Origin of the sequence: Castellaniella sp. (assembly GCF_034007085.1) — a bacterium.
Taxonomy (GTDB): domain Bacteria; phylum Pseudomonadota; class Gammaproteobacteria; order Burkholderiales; family Burkholderiaceae_B; genus Castellaniella.
In genome coordinates this window covers 1-16377 of sequence record NZ_JAVERO010000043.1, presented here as the reverse complement: position 1 = coordinate 16377, position 16377 = coordinate 1, and the positions used below count along the sequence as shown (strand labels likewise).

13 protein-coding genes and 1 pseudogene are annotated in these 16377 nt (G+C 64.7%); 11 read left to right on the top strand and 3 right to left on the bottom strand.

The features are described from left to right. The 11 genes from RBR29_RS05875 to RBR29_RS05825 form a co-directional block, all read left to right on the top strand. On the top strand, positions 1-259 hold a 259-nt coding region (locus RBR29_RS05875; protein ID WP_320348032.1), incomplete at its 5' end, for a riboflavin kinase. Beyond that, positions 249-3074 (top strand): isoleucine--tRNA ligase, encoded by a 2826-nt coding sequence (gene ileS / locus RBR29_RS05870; protein ID WP_320348031.1) that lies wholly within the window; start codon positions 249-251, stop codon positions 3072-3074. The genes RBR29_RS05875 and ileS, both read left to right, overlap by 11 nt. After that, positions 3049-3582 (top strand): signal peptidase II, encoded by a 534-nt coding sequence (gene lspA / locus RBR29_RS05865; protein WP_320348030.1) that lies wholly within the window; start codon positions 3049-3051, stop codon positions 3580-3582. Before ileS ends, lspA begins: the two co-directional genes overlap by 26 nt. Before the next feature lie 10 nt (positions 3583-3592). Continuing rightward, the gene (gene coaBC / locus RBR29_RS05860; protein WP_320348029.1) at positions 3593-4786 is read left to right on the top strand and encodes a bifunctional phosphopantothenoylcysteine decarboxylase/phosphopantothenate--cysteine ligase CoaBC; all 1194 of its coding nucleotides are present in this window, start codon (positions 3593-3595) and stop codon (positions 4784-4786) included. Positions 4787-4871: 85 nt separating this feature from the next. Next, a complete protein-coding gene (gene dut / locus RBR29_RS05855; RefSeq protein WP_320348028.1) occupies positions 4872-5339 on the top strand; it encodes a dUTP diphosphatase in 468 nt (155 codons plus the stop codon). Between the two features lie 475 nt (positions 5340-5814). Then, on the top strand, positions 5815-6972 hold the full coding sequence (locus RBR29_RS05850) for a branched-chain amino acid ABC transporter substrate-binding protein (RefSeq protein ID WP_320348027.1): 1158 nt from the start codon (positions 5815-5817) through the stop codon (positions 6970-6972). 179 nt (positions 6973-7151) lie between these two features. Then, on the top strand, positions 7152-8054 hold the full coding sequence (locus tag RBR29_RS05845) for a branched-chain amino acid ABC transporter permease (RefSeq protein ID WP_320348026.1): 903 nt from the start codon (positions 7152-7154) through the stop codon (positions 8052-8054). Positions 8055-8057: 3 nt separating this feature from the next. Continuing rightward, entirely contained in the window at positions 8058-9023 is a 966-nt protein-coding gene (locus tag RBR29_RS05840) for a branched-chain amino acid ABC transporter permease (RefSeq protein ID WP_320348025.1), read from the top strand. Continuing rightward, positions 9020-9868 (top strand): ABC transporter ATP-binding protein, encoded by an 849-nt coding sequence (locus RBR29_RS05835; RefSeq protein WP_320348024.1) that lies wholly within the window; start codon positions 9020-9022, stop codon positions 9866-9868. Before RBR29_RS05840 ends, RBR29_RS05835 begins: the two co-directional genes overlap by 4 nt. Before the next feature lie 8 nt (positions 9869-9876). Then, positions 9877-10578, top strand: a complete 702-nt coding sequence (locus RBR29_RS05830) for an ABC transporter ATP-binding protein (protein WP_320348033.1) — start codon at positions 9877-9879, stop codon at positions 10576-10578. A 135-nt stretch (positions 10579-10713) separates the two neighbouring features. Continuing rightward, on the top strand, positions 10714-10995 hold the full coding sequence (locus tag RBR29_RS05825; protein ID WP_320348023.1) for a peptidylprolyl isomerase: 282 nt from the start codon (positions 10714-10716) through the stop codon (positions 10993-10995). A gap of 291 nt (positions 10996-11286) precedes the next feature. Here the strand turns inward: RBR29_RS05825 and putA are convergent, their stop codons facing one another. The 3 genes and pseudogenes from putA to RBR29_RS05810 form a co-directional block, all read right to left on the bottom strand. Further along, positions 11287-15072: a trifunctional transcriptional regulator/proline dehydrogenase/L-glutamate gamma-semialdehyde dehydrogenase gene (putA, locus tag RBR29_RS05820; protein WP_320348022.1), complete on the bottom strand. Its 3786-nt coding sequence runs from the start codon at positions 15070-15072 to the stop codon at positions 11287-11289. Between the two features lie 107 nt (positions 15073-15179). Then, on the bottom strand, positions 15180-15827 hold the full coding sequence (locus RBR29_RS05815) for a PqiC family protein (RefSeq protein ID WP_320348021.1): 648 nt from the start codon (positions 15825-15827) through the stop codon (positions 15180-15182). A 21-nt stretch (positions 15828-15848) separates the two neighbouring features. Continuing rightward, a pseudogene (locus tag RBR29_RS05810) lies at positions 15849-16377 on the bottom strand (paraquat-inducible protein B); the annotation flags it as partial.

Genomic DNA, 16377 nt, shown 5'->3' with positions numbered 1-16377 from the left:
TGTGCACGGGCTGGATACGCACCCCCTGCCGGGGGTCGCCAGCCTGGGGGTACGCCCCACCGTCACCCGCGACGGCACGTTGTTGCTGGAGACGCACATCCTCGATCGGCAGGTGGACGCCTACGGTAAACTGGTGTGCGTCGAATTTCTCGAATTCCTGCGCGACGAGGAATCCTTCCCCGACCTGACTTCCCTGACCGCCGCCATCCGCCAGGATGCGCAAGGCGCTCGTGACTATTTTGCCTCCCATGGACTATAGAGACACCCTGAACCTGCCCGAATCCCCCTTCCCCATGCGCGGCGACCTGCCCAAGCGCGAGCCGGGCTGGATCAAGGAATGGGAGGAAAAAGGCCTGTACAAACGGCTGCGCGATGCCCGCCGTGGCGAACCCCTGTTCATCCTGCACGATGGCCCGCCCTACGCCAACGGCAAGATCCACATCGGCCACGCGGTCAACAAGATCCTCAAGGACATGATCGTCAAGAGCCGCCAGCTCGAAGGATTCGATGCGGTGTACGTGCCGGGCTGGGACTGCCATGGCCTGCCGATCGAAAACGCCATCGAAAAACTGCATGGCCGCAACCTGCCGCGCGACGAAATGCAGGCCAAAAGCCGTGCCTTCGCCACCGAGCAGATTGGCCAGCAGATGGCGGATTTCAAGCGCCTGGGGGTGCTGGGCGACTGGGATCACCCCTACCAGACCATGAACCACGCCAACGAGGCGCTGGAACTGCGCGCCTTGAAAAAGGTCATGGAACGCGGCTTTGTCTATCGCGGCCTCAAGCCAGTCCACTGGTGCTTCGACTGCGCCTCGTCGCTGGCCGAATTCGAAATCGAATATGCCGACAAGCAAAGCCAGACGCTGGACGTGATGTTCCCGGCGGCCGACCCCGAAAAGCTGGCGGCCGCCTTCGGCCTGGCCCGGCTCGACCGGGAAGCCTTCATCGTCATCTGGACGACCACGGCCTGGACCATCCCCGCAAACCAGGCGCTCAACGTCAATCCAGCACTGGAATACAGCCTGCTCGACACTGAACGCGGCCTGCTCATCGTCGCCTCGGCGCTGGTCGAACAATGCCTCGAACGCTGGAAACTGCAAGGCCGGGTCATTGCCACGACCCAAGGCGAAAAACTCGATCACATGCCCTTCAGGCATCCGCTGGCGCATGTGGACCCAGGCTATGACCGCCTTTCGCCCGTGTATCTGGCCGACTACGCCACAGCCGAGGACGGCACGGGGATCGTGCATTCGTCGCCCGCCTATGGCCTGGATGACTTCAATTCCTGCCTGGCCAACGGGCTGGCCTACGAGGACATCCTCAACCCCGTGCAGGGCAACGGGGTATACGCGGACGACCTGCCGCTGTTCGGCGGCCTGCACATCTGGAAAGCCGTGCCCGTCATCATCGACGCGCTGCAAGCCGCTGGCCGCCTGCTGGACACCACCACCATCACCCACAGCTATCCGCACTGCTGGCGCCACAAGACGCCGGTGATCTACCGCGCCGCCGCGCAGTGGTTCATTCGCATGGACGAAGGCGAAGGCGTATTCACCGACCCGGCCCAGAAACCCGCCAAGACCCTGCGCCAGATCGCCCTCGAAGCCATCGACCAGACCCAGTTCTACCCGGAAAACGGCAAGATCCGCCTGCGCGACATGATCGCAGGCCGGCCCGACTGGTGCATTTCACGCCAGCGCAGCTGGGGCGTGCCGCTGCCGTTCTTCCTGCACGTGGACACGGGCGAACTGCACCCGCGCACCATGGAAATCATCGACCAGGCGGCCGACCTGATCGAACAAGGCGGCGTGGAAGCCTGGAGCCGCGTAACGGCCGAGGACATTCTGGGCGCCGAAGACGCCAGGCACTACACCAAAAGCACCGACATCCTCGAAGTCTGGTTCGACTCGGGCTCCACTTTCTGGCATGTGATGCGCGGTTCACACCCGGCCATGCACCACGACAACGGCCCCGAGGCCGACCTGTACCTCGAAGGCCACGACCAGCACCGCGGCTGGTTCCACAGCTCGCTGCTGCTGGCAGCCGCCATCTTCGGCCGCGCGCCCTACCGTGGACTGCTCACCCACGGCTTCACGGTGGATGGCCAGGGCAAAAAAATGAGCAAGTCGCTGGGCAACACGGTCGCTCCACAGGATGTCAGCAACAAGATGGGGGCCGAGATCATCCGTCTGTGGGTGGCTTCGACCGACTACTCGGGCGACCTGGGCATCGACGACAAGATCCTGGCACGCGTGGTGGACGGCTACCGCCGCATCCGCAATACATTGCGCTTCCTGCTGGCCAACACCAGCGACTTCGACGCGGCCCAGGACGCCGTGGCCTACGACGACCTGCTGGAAATCGACCGCTACGCCCTGGCGCGTGCGGCCCAGCTGCAACAGGAAATCCTGGGCCACTACCAGGTCTATGAATTCCACCCCGTCGTCGCCAAGCTGCAGCTGTTCTGCTCCGAAGACCTGGGCGGCTTCTACCTCGACGTACTCAAGGACCGCCTCTATACCACGGCGCCCAAGAGCCTGGCGCGCCGCAGCGCCCAGACCGCCCTGCACCAGATCACCCACGCCCTGCTGCGCTGGATGGCGCCGTTCCTGTCCTTCACCGCCGAAGAGGCCTGGCGCTGTTTCGGCGACAGCGACAGCATCTTCCTGGAAACCTTCACCTCGCTGCCCGAAGGCGACGAGGCGCTGCGCGCCAAATGGGCGCGCATCCGCGAAATCCGGGACCAGGTCAACAAGGATATCGAGGCCGTGCGCGCCGCAGGCAGGATCGGCGCCTCGCTGCAGGCCGAAGTGACCATCACGGCCCGGGCCGAAGACCTGGCCCTGCTGCAATCCCTGGGGGACGACCTGAAATTCGTCTTCATCACCTCGGCAGCCCAGGCCGTGGCCGGCGACGGCGACCTGACTGTCGACGTGCAGGTCACGGCGCATGAAAAATGCAGCCGTTGCTGGCACCACCGTGCCGACATCGGCCACGACCCGGCGCATCCTGAACTGTGCGGCCGCTGCACGGACAATCTGTACGGCGATGGCGAAACCCGTACCCACGCCTGAACTCGCACCCCCGCGAACAGCCCGCCTGCGGCCGCTCGCGGGCTGGCTGCTGTGGGCGCTGGCCCTGGTGCTGCTGGACCAGGCGACCAAGGCCTGGATCTCCGGCGCACTGCACTACGCGCAACGCATTCCCGTGCTGCCGCCCGTCTTTGACCTGACCCTGCTGCACAATACCGGCGCAGCGTTCAGTTTTCTGGCCGATGGCGGCGGCGCCCAGCGCTGGCTGTTCACCGGCATCGCTGCGGCTGCCGCCGTGCTGATTCTGCGCTGGCTGTACACCCATGCCAGAGAACGCCTGCTGTGCGCGGCCCTGACCTGCATTCTGGGCGGCGCCCTGGGCAATGCCATCGACCGGCTGATGCACGGCCATGTCGTGGACTTCCTGCTGTTCTACTGGCGCGACTGGTATTTTCCGGCCTTCAACCTGGCCGATGTTGCCATCACTTGCGGGGCCGCGCTGCTGATCCTGGACGAAATCCTGCGTGCCCGCCGCGCGCGCTCATCCTGAAGGAGATCCCATGGACCTGTCGGGCAAACACATCATCCTGGGCTTGACGGGCGGCATCGCCTGCTACAAATCGGCCGAACTACTGCGCCGCATGCAGGATGAAGGCGCCACGGTGGATGTGGTGATGACCGAAGCCGCCACCCGTTTCATCACGCCCGCCACGATGCAGGCCCTGTCCGGCCGCCCAGTCTGGGTGGACGCCTGGGACGAACGCATGGCCAATCGCATGGCGCACATCAATTTGACACGCGGCGCCGATGCCGTCCTGGTGGCGCCGGCCAGCACCGATTTTCTGGCCCGTGCCGCCCATGGATTGGCCGACGACCTGCTGACCACCCTGTGCGTGGCGCGCGGCGCCGTGCCCTTGCTGGCCGCGCCGGCCATGAACCACGAAATGTGGACTCATCCCGCCACGCAGCGCAACGCGGCGCAACTGCGCAGCGACGGCGTGACGCTGATCGGCCCTGATGCCGGCCCCCAGGCCTGCGGAGAAACCGGTTCGGGCCGCATGATGGAGCCCGACCAGATCCTGCGCGCCCTGATCGCCTTCTTTCAGCCCAAGTCACTGGCGGGCCGCCGTGTGCTGCTCACGGCCGGCCCCACCAGCGAGTGCATCGACCCGGTGCGCGTGCTGACGAACCGCTCATCCGGCCGCATGGGCTATGCCCTGGCCCGGGCAGCAGCAGAATCTGGGGCCGAAGTGGTGCTGGTGTCCGGCCCGACAGCACTGCCCTGCCCGGACGGGGTCGAACGCATCGCCGTGCGCGGCGCCACCGACATGCATGCCGCCGTAATGGCGCGAGCGGGCTGGGCCGACCTGTTCATTGCCGTGGCGGCCGTGGCCGACTGGGGCATTGCCAACCCTTCGGGCACCAAAATCAAGAAACAACCCGGCGGCCAGCCGCCACAACTGGATTTCGTCCAGAATCCGGACATTCTGGCCGAGGTCGCTGCGCTGCCCGACGGCCCCTGGTGCGTCGGGTTCGCTGCCGAGACCGATCACCTGGCCGAACACGCCCAGGCCAAGCGCAAGCGCAAAGGCATCCCGGTCATCGTCGGCAACCTGGCCCAGGACGCCATGGATGCAGAAGACACCGAACTGATGATCTTCGACGACGAAGGGGCCCATCCCCTGGCCCGGCAACCCAAGCTGCAGGCCGCGCGCACACTGATCGCCTGGATCGCCGACCGCCTGCCCCGCTGATCCATGACCGCCCCGACCCCGAGCCGACACACGGGTTCTTTCCGGAGCCACTTTCCGATCTTTCTCACCACGGATTTTCATTGCCATGCAACGACGACTCATCCAGGCCCGCATCGTCAATCCCCTGCTGGGCACGGACGCCATCCCTCTGCCCGACTACGCCACGGGCGGCTCCGCCGCCCTGGACCTGCGCGCCTGCCTGGAAACACCCTTGAGCCTGGCTCCCGGCGCCCGCCTGCCGGTCCCCACCGGGCTGGCCCTGAACATGATGGACCCAGGGTTGGTCGCAATCGTCGCCTCGCGCTCGGGCCTGTCGCTGAAACACGGCATCCGCGTCGCCCAGGGCATCGGTGTCATCGATGCCGACTACCACGGGGAAATCAAGGTCCTGATGACCAATGACAGCGACACACCCTATGAGATCCAGCCGGGCGAGCGCATCGCGCAGCTGCTGTTCCAACCGGTCGTGCAGGTCGGTCTGCACTTGGTCGAGTCTTTCGACACGGCCACGGAACGCGGTGAAGGCGGCTTTGGCAGCACAGGACGACACTGACCCCGGATCCAGCCGGTGCCCAGTCAGCCTCATCGAATGATCTGGCGCTTTCCTGGGCGTATTCGCCCGGCCTGACTGCCAGCCCTACTTGCCCGCGCTGTTCAGGGTTTATCCCAGTTATTTTAGAAAATATTATCAATATATTATTTAGTCGGTCCAAAATGACTGACGGGGCTTGAAACGCTGCGGGTGCGGAACTAAGCGATATCCCTGGTTGCACTCGAAGATTTCAGATGGTTATACTGCGCCCGTCTTTCAGGTTGCCCTTTTTTATTTGTCACCAAGGCAGCCCGATCGACGGGGTTAACCAAACACCTCGCACGGCCGTGCCTGCCCTCGGGCGGCATGGTCCGACAGGCCCGGGCTTTCTTTCCACAGAGACAAGGGATCCCCCGGAAAGAGGCCGACAGCATCATCGCACACGCTCTACCCGACCCATCAAGCGATTGGATCCGTCATAAAGGAGAATCCAGACATGAGCAGGCTGACCAAACTTTCCACCCTCACCGCAGCAATCCTGCTGGCGACCGGCGCTGGCGCGGCGATGGCCGCCGAGGGCCCGATCAAGATCGGTGTGCAGGCCCCCATCACCGGCGAATACGCCGCCGAAGGCCAGGGCATCGAAAACGGCGTGCGACTGCTGGTCAAGCAGCAGAATGCGGCAGGCGGCCTGCTGGGCCGCCAGATCGAGGTGATCGTATGCGACGACGAAGGCAAGGCTTCGCAGGCCGCCATCTGCGGTCGCAAACTGGTCAATGACGGTGTGATTGCCGTGATCGGCACGTATACCAGCGGCGCCGCCCTGGCCGCTGCCCCGATCTATGCCGCTGCCAACGTCATCCAGACCTCCGACGGGACCAGCGACGAACTGACCCAGCGCGGCTGGAAAACGTTCTTCCGCAATGCGCCCCCCAACAGCGACGAAGCCGAATTCGTGGCCAACTATTTCGTCAAGGTCAAAAAATACCAGCGCATCGCCGTGCTGAGCGACCATTCCAGCTATGCGACCGGCCTGGCCAAGGCCACGGTAGAAGCCATCAAGAAAGAAGGCGGCAACATCATCGCCGAAGACTTCATCAATGCGGGCACCCAGGATTACAGCGCCGTGCTGACCAAGCTGAAATCCAAGAATCCGGATGTGCTCTTTTTCTCGGGCTACTATACCGATGGCGGCCTGATCCGCGCCCAGATGAAGCAACTGGGCATGGAAGCCGTATTCGTGGGCGGAGACGCCAACCAGAACGAGAACTTCGCCAAGATCGCAGGCAATGCGGCCCAGGGCGCCATCATCGTCAACGTGCCGGCCCCGGAAAACCTGCCTTATCCGGCCGCCAAGAAATTCCTGGCCGACTACACCCAGGAATTCGGCGCGCCCCCTCCCAGCATCTATACCCTGACCAATGCCGATGGCCTGCGGGCCGTCATGGCGGCCATCCAGGACACCCAGTCCACGGATACGGCCAAGCTCATCCCCTGGCTGCACACCCTGAAGCAGCCTTTCGGGGGCCTGACGGGTCCGTTCACCTGGGATGACAAGGGTGAACGCATCGGCAGCCTGATGTCGGCCTTCGAAGTCCAAGCCAACGGCAGCTACAAGACCATCTACCCGCGCCAACTCGACCCGCGCCAATAAGCCACGCCGGCCTGCGGACGGCAGACCGTAATGCGGCCTGCCGTCCGGAATGCCAGGGCGCAGCGGATCTTCGGCACGCCTGAAGACCCATCCCGAATGCTCCGGCGCGGCGACCACCTGCTGTCCCCGACCAGTCTCTGCAGGTCACGGCAGCCTGGAACCTCCATGGAAACCGATCGATGGACTTTATCCTCCAGCAATTCATCAACGGGGTTACGGTCGGCGGCATCTATGCCCTGATCGCCCTGGGTTACACGATGGTCTATGGGGTGCTCAAGCTGATCAACTTCGCCCATGGCGACCTGTGCATCCTGGGCGCTTTCATCGGCCTGACCACCCTGACTTCCGGAATCTTCGGCGGCCTGTCCACACCAGTCCTGCTGATCCTGGCGTTCCTGATCGCCATGATCGTGATCGCCGTAGCCGGAACGCTGCTCGACCAGTTCGCCTACAAGCCCCTGCGCAAGGCACCGCGCCTGTCGGCCGTGGTCTCGGCGCTCGGCGCATCGATGCTGATCCAGAATGGCATCATGCTGATCTGGAGCCCCAACGTCCAGGTCTTCCCCAACGACCTCCTGCCCAACATCACCTGGCAAATCGGCGGCGCCTATCTCAGTTTCGTCCAGTTGCTGATCATCGCTGGCGCCTTTGCACTGATGGCCGGACTGTACTTCTTCGTGCACCACACCCGTGTCGGCACCGCCATCCGCGCCACTGCCATCGACCAGGATGCCGCACGCCTGATGGGGGTCAACGTCAACCGCGTGATCGCCATGGTCTTCATCATCGGCCCGGTCCTGGGCGCGGTCGGCGGGCTGTTCATCGGCCTGTACTATCGCCAGACCTATTTCACCATGGGCTGGTCCTATGGCCTGAGCGCCTTCATCGCCGCCATCATCGGCGGTATCGGCAACATTCCCGGCGCCATGCTGGGCGGACTGCTGCTGGGCCTGTTCAACGCCTTTGCGGCCGGCTACGTTTCCAGTTCCTGGCAGGACGCGATTACTTTCGCCCTGCTGATCGCGATCCTGCTGGTGCGTCCCACCGGCCTGCTGGGCGAACGCGTCGCAGAAAAGGTGTAATCCATGGACAAACACATCAATCCAAGCACTCGAGCCCCCTCGGGCACGGCCCGCGTGCTGCGCCTGGCCGGCCCTGCGCTGTGGGCTCTGGGCCTGCTGATCCCGCAGCTGCTGTCGCCCGCCTGGATCACCATCGGCGGCATCTTTGCCATCTATTCCATCGTCGCCCTGTCCCAGGATATCGTGCTGGGACGCGCCGGGATGTACGACATGGGCCACGCCGTCTTCTTCGGCATCGGCGCCTACACCTGCGCGATCCTGTCACTGTTCTACAACTGGCCCGTGCTCTGGACCATCCCGGTGGCGATCCTGCTGGCGGCAGCCCTGGGCGCCATCCTGTCGGCCCCCATCGTCAAGCTGCGCGGCGACTACCTGCTGGTGGTCACGATCGGCTTCAACGCCATCTTCGTGCTGGCCATGCAGAACAATCTGTTCGGCCTGACCGGGGGCGCCGACGGGCTGTTCGGCGTCAGTGGCCCAACCCTTTTTGGCCACATGTTCGGCACGCAAAGCGATCTGTTCTACCTGGACTGGATCGTCCTGGCCATCGTTCTGTGGTTGATGCGCAATCTGGACCGATCTTCGCTGGGGCGCACCTTCCGCTACCTCAAGCATGACGAACTGGCAGCCACCACCCTGGGGGTCAATGCCCGCAACTACAAGGTCGCCGCCTTTGCCCTGTCAGCCGGGCTGGCCGGGCTGGCCGGGACGCTGTTTGCCATGCAACTGTCGGCGGTCAGCCCAGGTTCGTTCCGCTTCACCGATTCGGTGGTGCTCTTTGCCATCGTACTGGTCGGCGGCCAGGCTTCCGTGCCCGGCGTGCTATTGGGCACGGCCATGATGTTCGTGGTCCCGCAAATCTTCACTGAATTCGCCCAATACCGCTATCTGGCCTTCGGCGTGGCGATGATCCTCGTCATGATCCTGCGTCCGCAAGGCATCTGGCCGGCTCGCAAGGGGGTCATATGAATACCGCTGTTTCCCAGCCATCCGGCCATGACGCCGACGTCCTGCTCGAACTCGACGGCATCGGCATCAGTTTCGGCGGCCTGCGCGCAGTCGACGATCTCAGTTTCAAGATCCGGCGCGGCGAAATCGTCGGCCTGATCGGCCCCAATGGCGCCGGCAAGACCACGGTGTTCAACATGATCACCGGGGTCTATCGTCCCACCGACGGTCACATCCGCTGGCACGGCCGCGACATCACGGGGTTCGCACCGCACCGCATCGCCGCCGCTGGCATCCGCCGCACCTTCCAGACCATCCGGCTGTTCCAGGACATGACGGTGCTGGAAAACGTGATCGCCGGCCAGCACCTGCGGATGCGCCAGTCCTGGTGGCAGGGGCTGTTGAACACACCAGCCCAGCGCCGCGAAGAGCGCGAACTGATCGAGCGCGCGATGACGGTGCTGCAGCAGCTCGACCTGGCCGATGTGGCCCATGAAATTGCCACTTCCCTGCCCTACGGCGCCCAGCGCCGCGTCGAAATGGCCCGCACGCTGGTGGCCGAGCCCGAACTCATCATCCTGGATGAGCCGGCTGCCGGCCTGAACGAACAGGAATCCGCCGGCCTGAATGACACCATCCGCGCCATCCGGGACAAAGGCATCACCGTGATCCTGGTGGAACACGACATGAGCGTGGTCATGAACGTCACCGACAACATCGTGGTGATCAATTTCGGCAAGAAGATCGCCGAGGGCAAGCCCGCCGACATCCGCAGCAACCCGCTCGTCATCGAGGCCTACCTGGGCCAGGACGACGACGAGGACGACCCGCTGATGAACACCGTAAAAGACCAGGTGAATGCATGACCGCCCCCTTGCTCCAGATCGAAGACCTGCACGTCAGCTATGGCCACATCCAAGCCTTGAAGGGCATTTCCCTGCACGTCCAGGAAAAAGAAGTCGTGGCCATCCTAGGTGCCAATGGTGCCGGAAAGACCACGCTGATGCGCACGCTCAGTGGTCTGATCACCCCGCAGTCGGGCAAGATCACCTTCGCCGGCCACGACATCACCCGCATGGGTGCCGACCGCATCGTGCGCCTGGGCATCGGCCAGTCCCCCGAAGGCCGCCGTGTGTTCGGCACGTTGTCGGTGGCAGAAAACCTGCGCATGGGTGGCTTCACGCGCCCGGCCGCCGAAATCGACGCCAGCTGCGAACACGTCTACAGCATCTTCCCGCGCCTGCTGGAACGCCGTGACCAGCTGGCCGGCACGCTGTCGGGCGGCGAACAGCAGATGCTGGCCATTGGCCGTGCCCTGGTGACCAAGCCGCGCCTGCTGCTGCTCGATGAGCCCAGCCTGGGCCTGGCCCCGATCATCGTGCGCAATATCTTCCAGGTGCTGCGCGAGGTGCGCGACAGCGGCGTCACGATCCTGATCGTGGAACAGAACGCGCGCATGGCGCTCAAGCTGGCCGACCGCGGCTACGTACTGGAAGTCGGCAAACTGTCGCACGAGGGTTCTGCTCGCGAATTGCTTGCTTCACCGGAGATCCAGGCTGCGTACCTGGGCCACTGAGCACCCACCCCGATTTTGCCCAGCGCAAGCTGTCTGGCCCCATGCAGGGGCCGCTTTTTTTCCTCGCATGCCGCCCGGGTTATGCTAACGGGCCTGCTCTGCAGTCCCTCCCTTTCAATCACACAGGAATTTCCCATGAGCCAAGCATCCGCCCGCCACATTCTGGTCGACAGCGAAGAACAATGCCTGAAACTGAAGGCCGACATCGAAAGCGGCGCCGATTTCGCGGCCATCGCCCGTGAGCACTCCAGTTGTCCCTCCAGCCGGGATGGCGGCAATCTGGGTACATTCGGGCGCGGCCAGATGGTGCGGGAATTCGACGAGGTCGTCTTCAGCGCGCCCGTGGGCGTGGTCCAGGGCCCGGTCCGCACGCAATTCGGCTACCACCTGGTCGAGGTCACCGAGCGCCAGGACTGAGCGGCAGCGATCGCGCATCCCTCCACCTCGCCGCTTGCAAGCGGCTCGGATTCGACAGGCACGACAGTCTCAAGCCGCAGCATCCCTCCACCTCGCCGCTTGCAAGCGGCTCGGATTCGACAGGCACGACAGTCTCAAGCAGCAGCATCCCTCCACCTCGCCGCTTGCAAGCGGCTCGGATTCGACAGGCACGACGGTCTCAAGCCGCAGCATCCCTCCACCTCGCCGCTTGCAAGCGGCTCGGATTCGACAGGCACGAAAGAGTCCGCAGGGACTCTTTCGTGTCCTGTCTCATCCAACCATCATCAGGCTGGCGTTGCCGCCGGCGGCAGCGGTGTTGACGCACACCGAGACCTCGCGGACCAGCATTTCCAGCGGGTAGGTCTTGCCAGCGGCCAGTTCGTCGCTGCGGCGGGCCAGAAGCGGGACGATCGGACCTGGACGGCCGGCGATCGCGCGTGAAAATTCCTGCAGACTGTCGCTATCGCCCTCGTAGAGCACGGCCTGGAAATCAGCCGTCACGGCGGCGTCGGCCGCCACCCAGCGGACTGCCGCACCCGACGGACGCGCCGCATGGAAGGCACGCGCTTCGGGACAATCCACCCACAGCATGTCGTTGCCCGTGCGATGACAGGCTTCCAGCTGCGCCTGCGCCCCGGCTGCACTGACCGCATGACACAGCACCGTGCCGCGCGGCTTCAAGTAGTACTGATTGGTCTCGCCCGTCGGTCCGGGCAGCGTCAATGGCCGAGCCCCCTTGCCCACCACACCCTCGACCGGCAGGCCGCTGGGCATGTCGGCCAGCAGACGATGCAGATACAGGGGGCCACCGGCCTTCGGGCCAGTGCCCGACAGACCCTCGCCACCGAAGGGCTGCACGCCCACGGTCGCGCCGACGATGTTGCGGTTCACGTAGACATTGCCCGCATGGATGCGGTCGGTGACGTGGCGTACCGTTTCGTCCAGGCGGGTATGCACACCGAACGTCAGCCCATAGCCCCGGGCGTTGATGGCATCGATCACCGCATCGAGATCCTGCCGACGATAGCGCAGCACATGCAGGACCGGGCCGAAGACTTCGCGCTCCAGTTCAGCGATGTCGGCGATCTCGATCAGGGTCGGCGCCACAAAGGTCCCGTGGCGTGTCTGCTCGGCATCGAGCGGGTACCGATCGACCGCATGGCCGGCCGCCCGCATGGTCTGGATGTGGCGCTCGATCACAGAACGGGCTTCGGCATCGATCACCGGACCGATATCGGTGGACAACAGTTCGGGGCGCCCCACGCGCAATTCTTGCATGGCGCCACGCAGCATCGTCAGCGTGCGCTCGGCGCAATCTTCCTGCACACACAGCACGCGCAGCGCCGAGCAGCGCTGGCCTGCCGAATCGAACGCCGAACTGAGCACATCGTAGACCACCTGCTCGGTCAAGGCCGACGAATCCACAATCAGGGCGTTCTGCCCGCCGGTCTCGGCAATCAAGGGGACGGGATGGCCATCGCCATCCAGCCGATCCGCCAAGGTCGCTGCGATCAGCCGGGCGACCTCGGTCGAGCCGGTAAACATCACCCCGCGGACCGCCGGGCTGGCGACCAGCGCCGCGCCTACGGTCTCGCCCCGGCCCGGCAGCAGTTGGACCGCGTCGGCCGGGATGCCGGCGCGATGCAGCACCGACACGCCATAGGCAGCTATCAGCGCCGTCTGCTCGGCTGGCTTGGCCAGCACGACATTGCCGGCAGCCAAGGCAGCCGCGATCTGTCCCGTGAAAATCGCCAGGGGGAAATTCCAGGGGCTGATGCACAGCACGGGTCCCAGCGGCCGGTGACTGTCATTGGAAAAGGATTCCTCGATGCGCACGGCGTAATAGCGCAGGAAGTCGACGGCCTCGCGCACTTCGGCAATGGCGTTGGGAAAGGATTTCCCGGCCTCGCGCACAATCAGCCCGATGGCCGATTGCATTTCATCTTCCATCAGCTGGGCGGCATGCCGCAGGCATTGTGCCCGCTCGACAGCCGGCGTGGCCTGCCAGATCGGCGCCGCATACTCGGCCCGTTGCACGGCGGCCTGAACATCGGCCTCGTCGGCTTCGATCACCTGTCCGACCACATCCCGGTGATCTGCCGGATTGAGCACGGCACGGGCACGTTCGTCGCGCCATTCGCCCGGTGGCGCAGCACGCCATGCCTGGGCCGCGCTGCCCAGCAGCGCAGCCGCCAGCGACCCCAGGCGATGCTCGTTGCTGAGATCCAGGCCTGCCGAGTTGGCACGGTCCTCGTGCGCCCGGTACAGGTCACGCGGCAAGGGGATGCGGTCGTGCGGAGCCCCCAGGGGATGAACGGCCCGCGCCTTGCGGACCGGATCGGCCACCAGGGCATCGATGGGCAGGTCGCGGTCGCCGATCTGGTTGACGAACGACGTATTGGCGCCATTTTCCAGCAGGCGGCGCACCAGATAGGCCAGCAGCGTCTCGTGCGTACCCACAGGCGCATACACCCGGCAGGGTCGGTTCAGACGGCCCTTGGCGACCGGGCCGACGACCTCTTCGTACAAAGGCTCGCCCATGCCGTGCAGGCACTGGAACTCGTATTGCCCGGGATAGTAGTTTTCGCCTGCCATGTAGTAGATGGAAGCCAGCGTCTGGGCATTGTGCGTGGCAAACTGCGGAAAGATGGCTTCCGGGGCCGACAACAGCTTGCGCGCGCAAGCCAGGTAGGACACGTCCGTATGGATCTTGCGCGTGTAGACCGGATAGCCTTCCAGGCCATCGACCTGGGCACGCTTGATCTCGGAATCCCAGTAGGCACCCTTGACCAGGCGGACCATCAGGCGATGTTTGCTGCGGCGCGCCAGATCGATCACGAAATCGATCACGAAAGGCGCGCGTTTCTGGTAGGCCTGAATCACAAAGCCAATGCCATTCCAGCCGCGCAGGCGCTCGTCGAAGCACAAGGCTTCGAGCAGGTCCAGGGACAGTTCCAGACGATCGGCTTCTTCCGCATCGATGTTCAGGCCGATATCGTAGCGACGTGCCAGCGCGGCCAGTTCGACCATGCGTGGCAACAGTTCTTCCATGACCCGGTCACGCTGCGCGCGCGAATAGCGCGGGTGCAATGCCGACAGCTTGATGGAAATGCCTGGGCCTTCGTAGATGCCGCGGCCCTGGGATGCCTTGCCGATGGCATGGATGGCCTGCGTGTAGGACTGGTAATAGCGCTCGGCATCCTGGGCCGTGGTGGCCGCCTCGCCCAGCATGTCGTAGGAATAGCGAAAGCCGATGTCTTCGAACTTGCGGCTGTTGGCCAGGGCCGATGAAATCGTCTGCCCGGTGACGAACTGTTCGCCCATCAAGCGCATGGCCATGTTCACGCCGCGCCGGATCAGGGGTTCACCGCCCTTGGCGATCAGGCGCGTCAGGGCCTGGGACAGGTTCTGTTCGCTGTTGACACTGACCAGCTTGCCGGTCACCAGCAGGCCCCAGGTGGCTGCATTGACGAACAGCGAGCGGGATTCACCCACATGCGCGCGCCAGTCGCCATGACTGATCTTGTCACGAATCAGCGCGTCGCGGGTGGCCTGATCGGGAATGCGCAGCAAGGCCTCGGCCAGGCACATCAGCGCCACGCCTTCCTGGCTGGACAGCGAGAATTCCTGGATCAGGCCTTCCACCCCGCCGCCCTTGCGCTTGTCGCGCAAAGTCTGGACCAGGCGGCGTGCCAGGGCTTCGACCTGCTCGGGTTGCACGGATTCGGCCTGATCCAGCAGCATGGCCACGCATTCGGGTTCGGGACGGCGGTACGCAGCCGTGATCGCGGCACGCAGCACCGATTGCGGCTGGACTTCCTGGGCAAATTCGTGAAATGGCGCCAAGGGTTCGGGTTCGGCCGGGGTTTCGGCAGATTCGGCATCCGCGCGACGATCGATCTCGGCGGGCAGTTGACCGCGCTCGATCGCCTCGATGTAGTTCAGCAGCGCTTGTTTGTGCAGCCAGTGGGGCGTGCAGCCCAGTGATTCCGCCAGCGCCCGCAGACGTTCGCGCAGCGCCTCATCGACCTTCACACCCAAGGTTACAGTAGCCATGTTCGAGGTATTCCACAGTGACAATGCCGGCTGGCAATCCAGCCCGGATCAGGCGTCATGCTAAAAGGTTGCACCTGATTCTGCCATTATGGCTAACCCGGAACAGGTCAGGTGCAACCGAATTCTGACACGGTTGTTTTTCCTTGTAAATCGACAGGCTGGCCCAATGCCGCATCCGCGATCAGCGCTGCCAGAAGCCCCAGCGCCTGGCGTTGAGCCTCTACCAGTGCCGCGACCCCATCGTCAGCAGGCAGGCGAACCGAAGCCCGGCACAGACGGACATGATCGGCGTCCGGCGCCCGGTCCGTCCAATCCGCGTCCAGCGCCACGAAGTGGCCCCAGACCATGTCAAACCGATCGATCCGCACATCCACGCGCCGGATCGAGCGGAATTGGGACTGCGCCTCCGGCAGGCGGCGCAGATCCACGACGCCCAGCCGGTGGCTGACCCCCAAAGCCAGCGCATCGCGGATCTGATCGCTCAACGGCGCAGCCCAGAGCGAATCGTTCAGTACCTGCACGGCCGGATCCCGGCCCGGGGCGCGCACCACCAGCTGAGGGCGCTCGGTTTCGACCGGAATCCGCGCCACCGACAGCAGCAGGCCCGCCCCCGGTGTCCGTGCAGCGCCGGAGGACGCCGCCTGAACCATTGCGGGGGCCGCAAGGCTGTAGTGACGCGGCGGTGCCGCCGCGCAGCCCGCCAGCAGAACAGCCAGGCCCAGCAGGCGCAGCCAGGTCAGTATCATCCGTCGCATGGCATGGTCCCCATCCTGTGTTCAATGCAGTTCATCGGGCGCCCTCCCCCGGATCAGGACGTCGGGACGCGCCTGCAGCGTATCGGCCAGCAGCCGCAAGGCGCGGGCCGCACGGCCCAGTTCGCCCAGGGTATCGCGCACGCCACCCAGCAGGGGTGCATCGGGGGCCAGCGCCGCTCCGACGCGATCCAGCGAAGCACTGGCCGATGACAGGGCGCGGCTCGCCTCGGGCGCCACCTGGGTATCCAGACGGCGCAGCAGGCGGTTCAGCGCCTCCAGACTGCCCCGCAAATCCCGTCCGATCGCCTCGATCGGCACCTTGTCCAGCTTGGCGACAATATTGCTGACCTGGCCCTGCAGGCGGTCAAAATCCCCCTGGACAGTGGGCACCAGGAATCCTTTGCTGCTGGAAATGTCGCCCGGAATCTTCGGCACCGCGTGCGCTTCACCGGGGAAGAAATCCAGGGCCACGTATTGCAGACCCGTCAGCAGGCTGGCGGTGCGCAGTTGGGCCCGCAGTCCGCGCTCGATCAGGGGCTGCAGCAGCGCC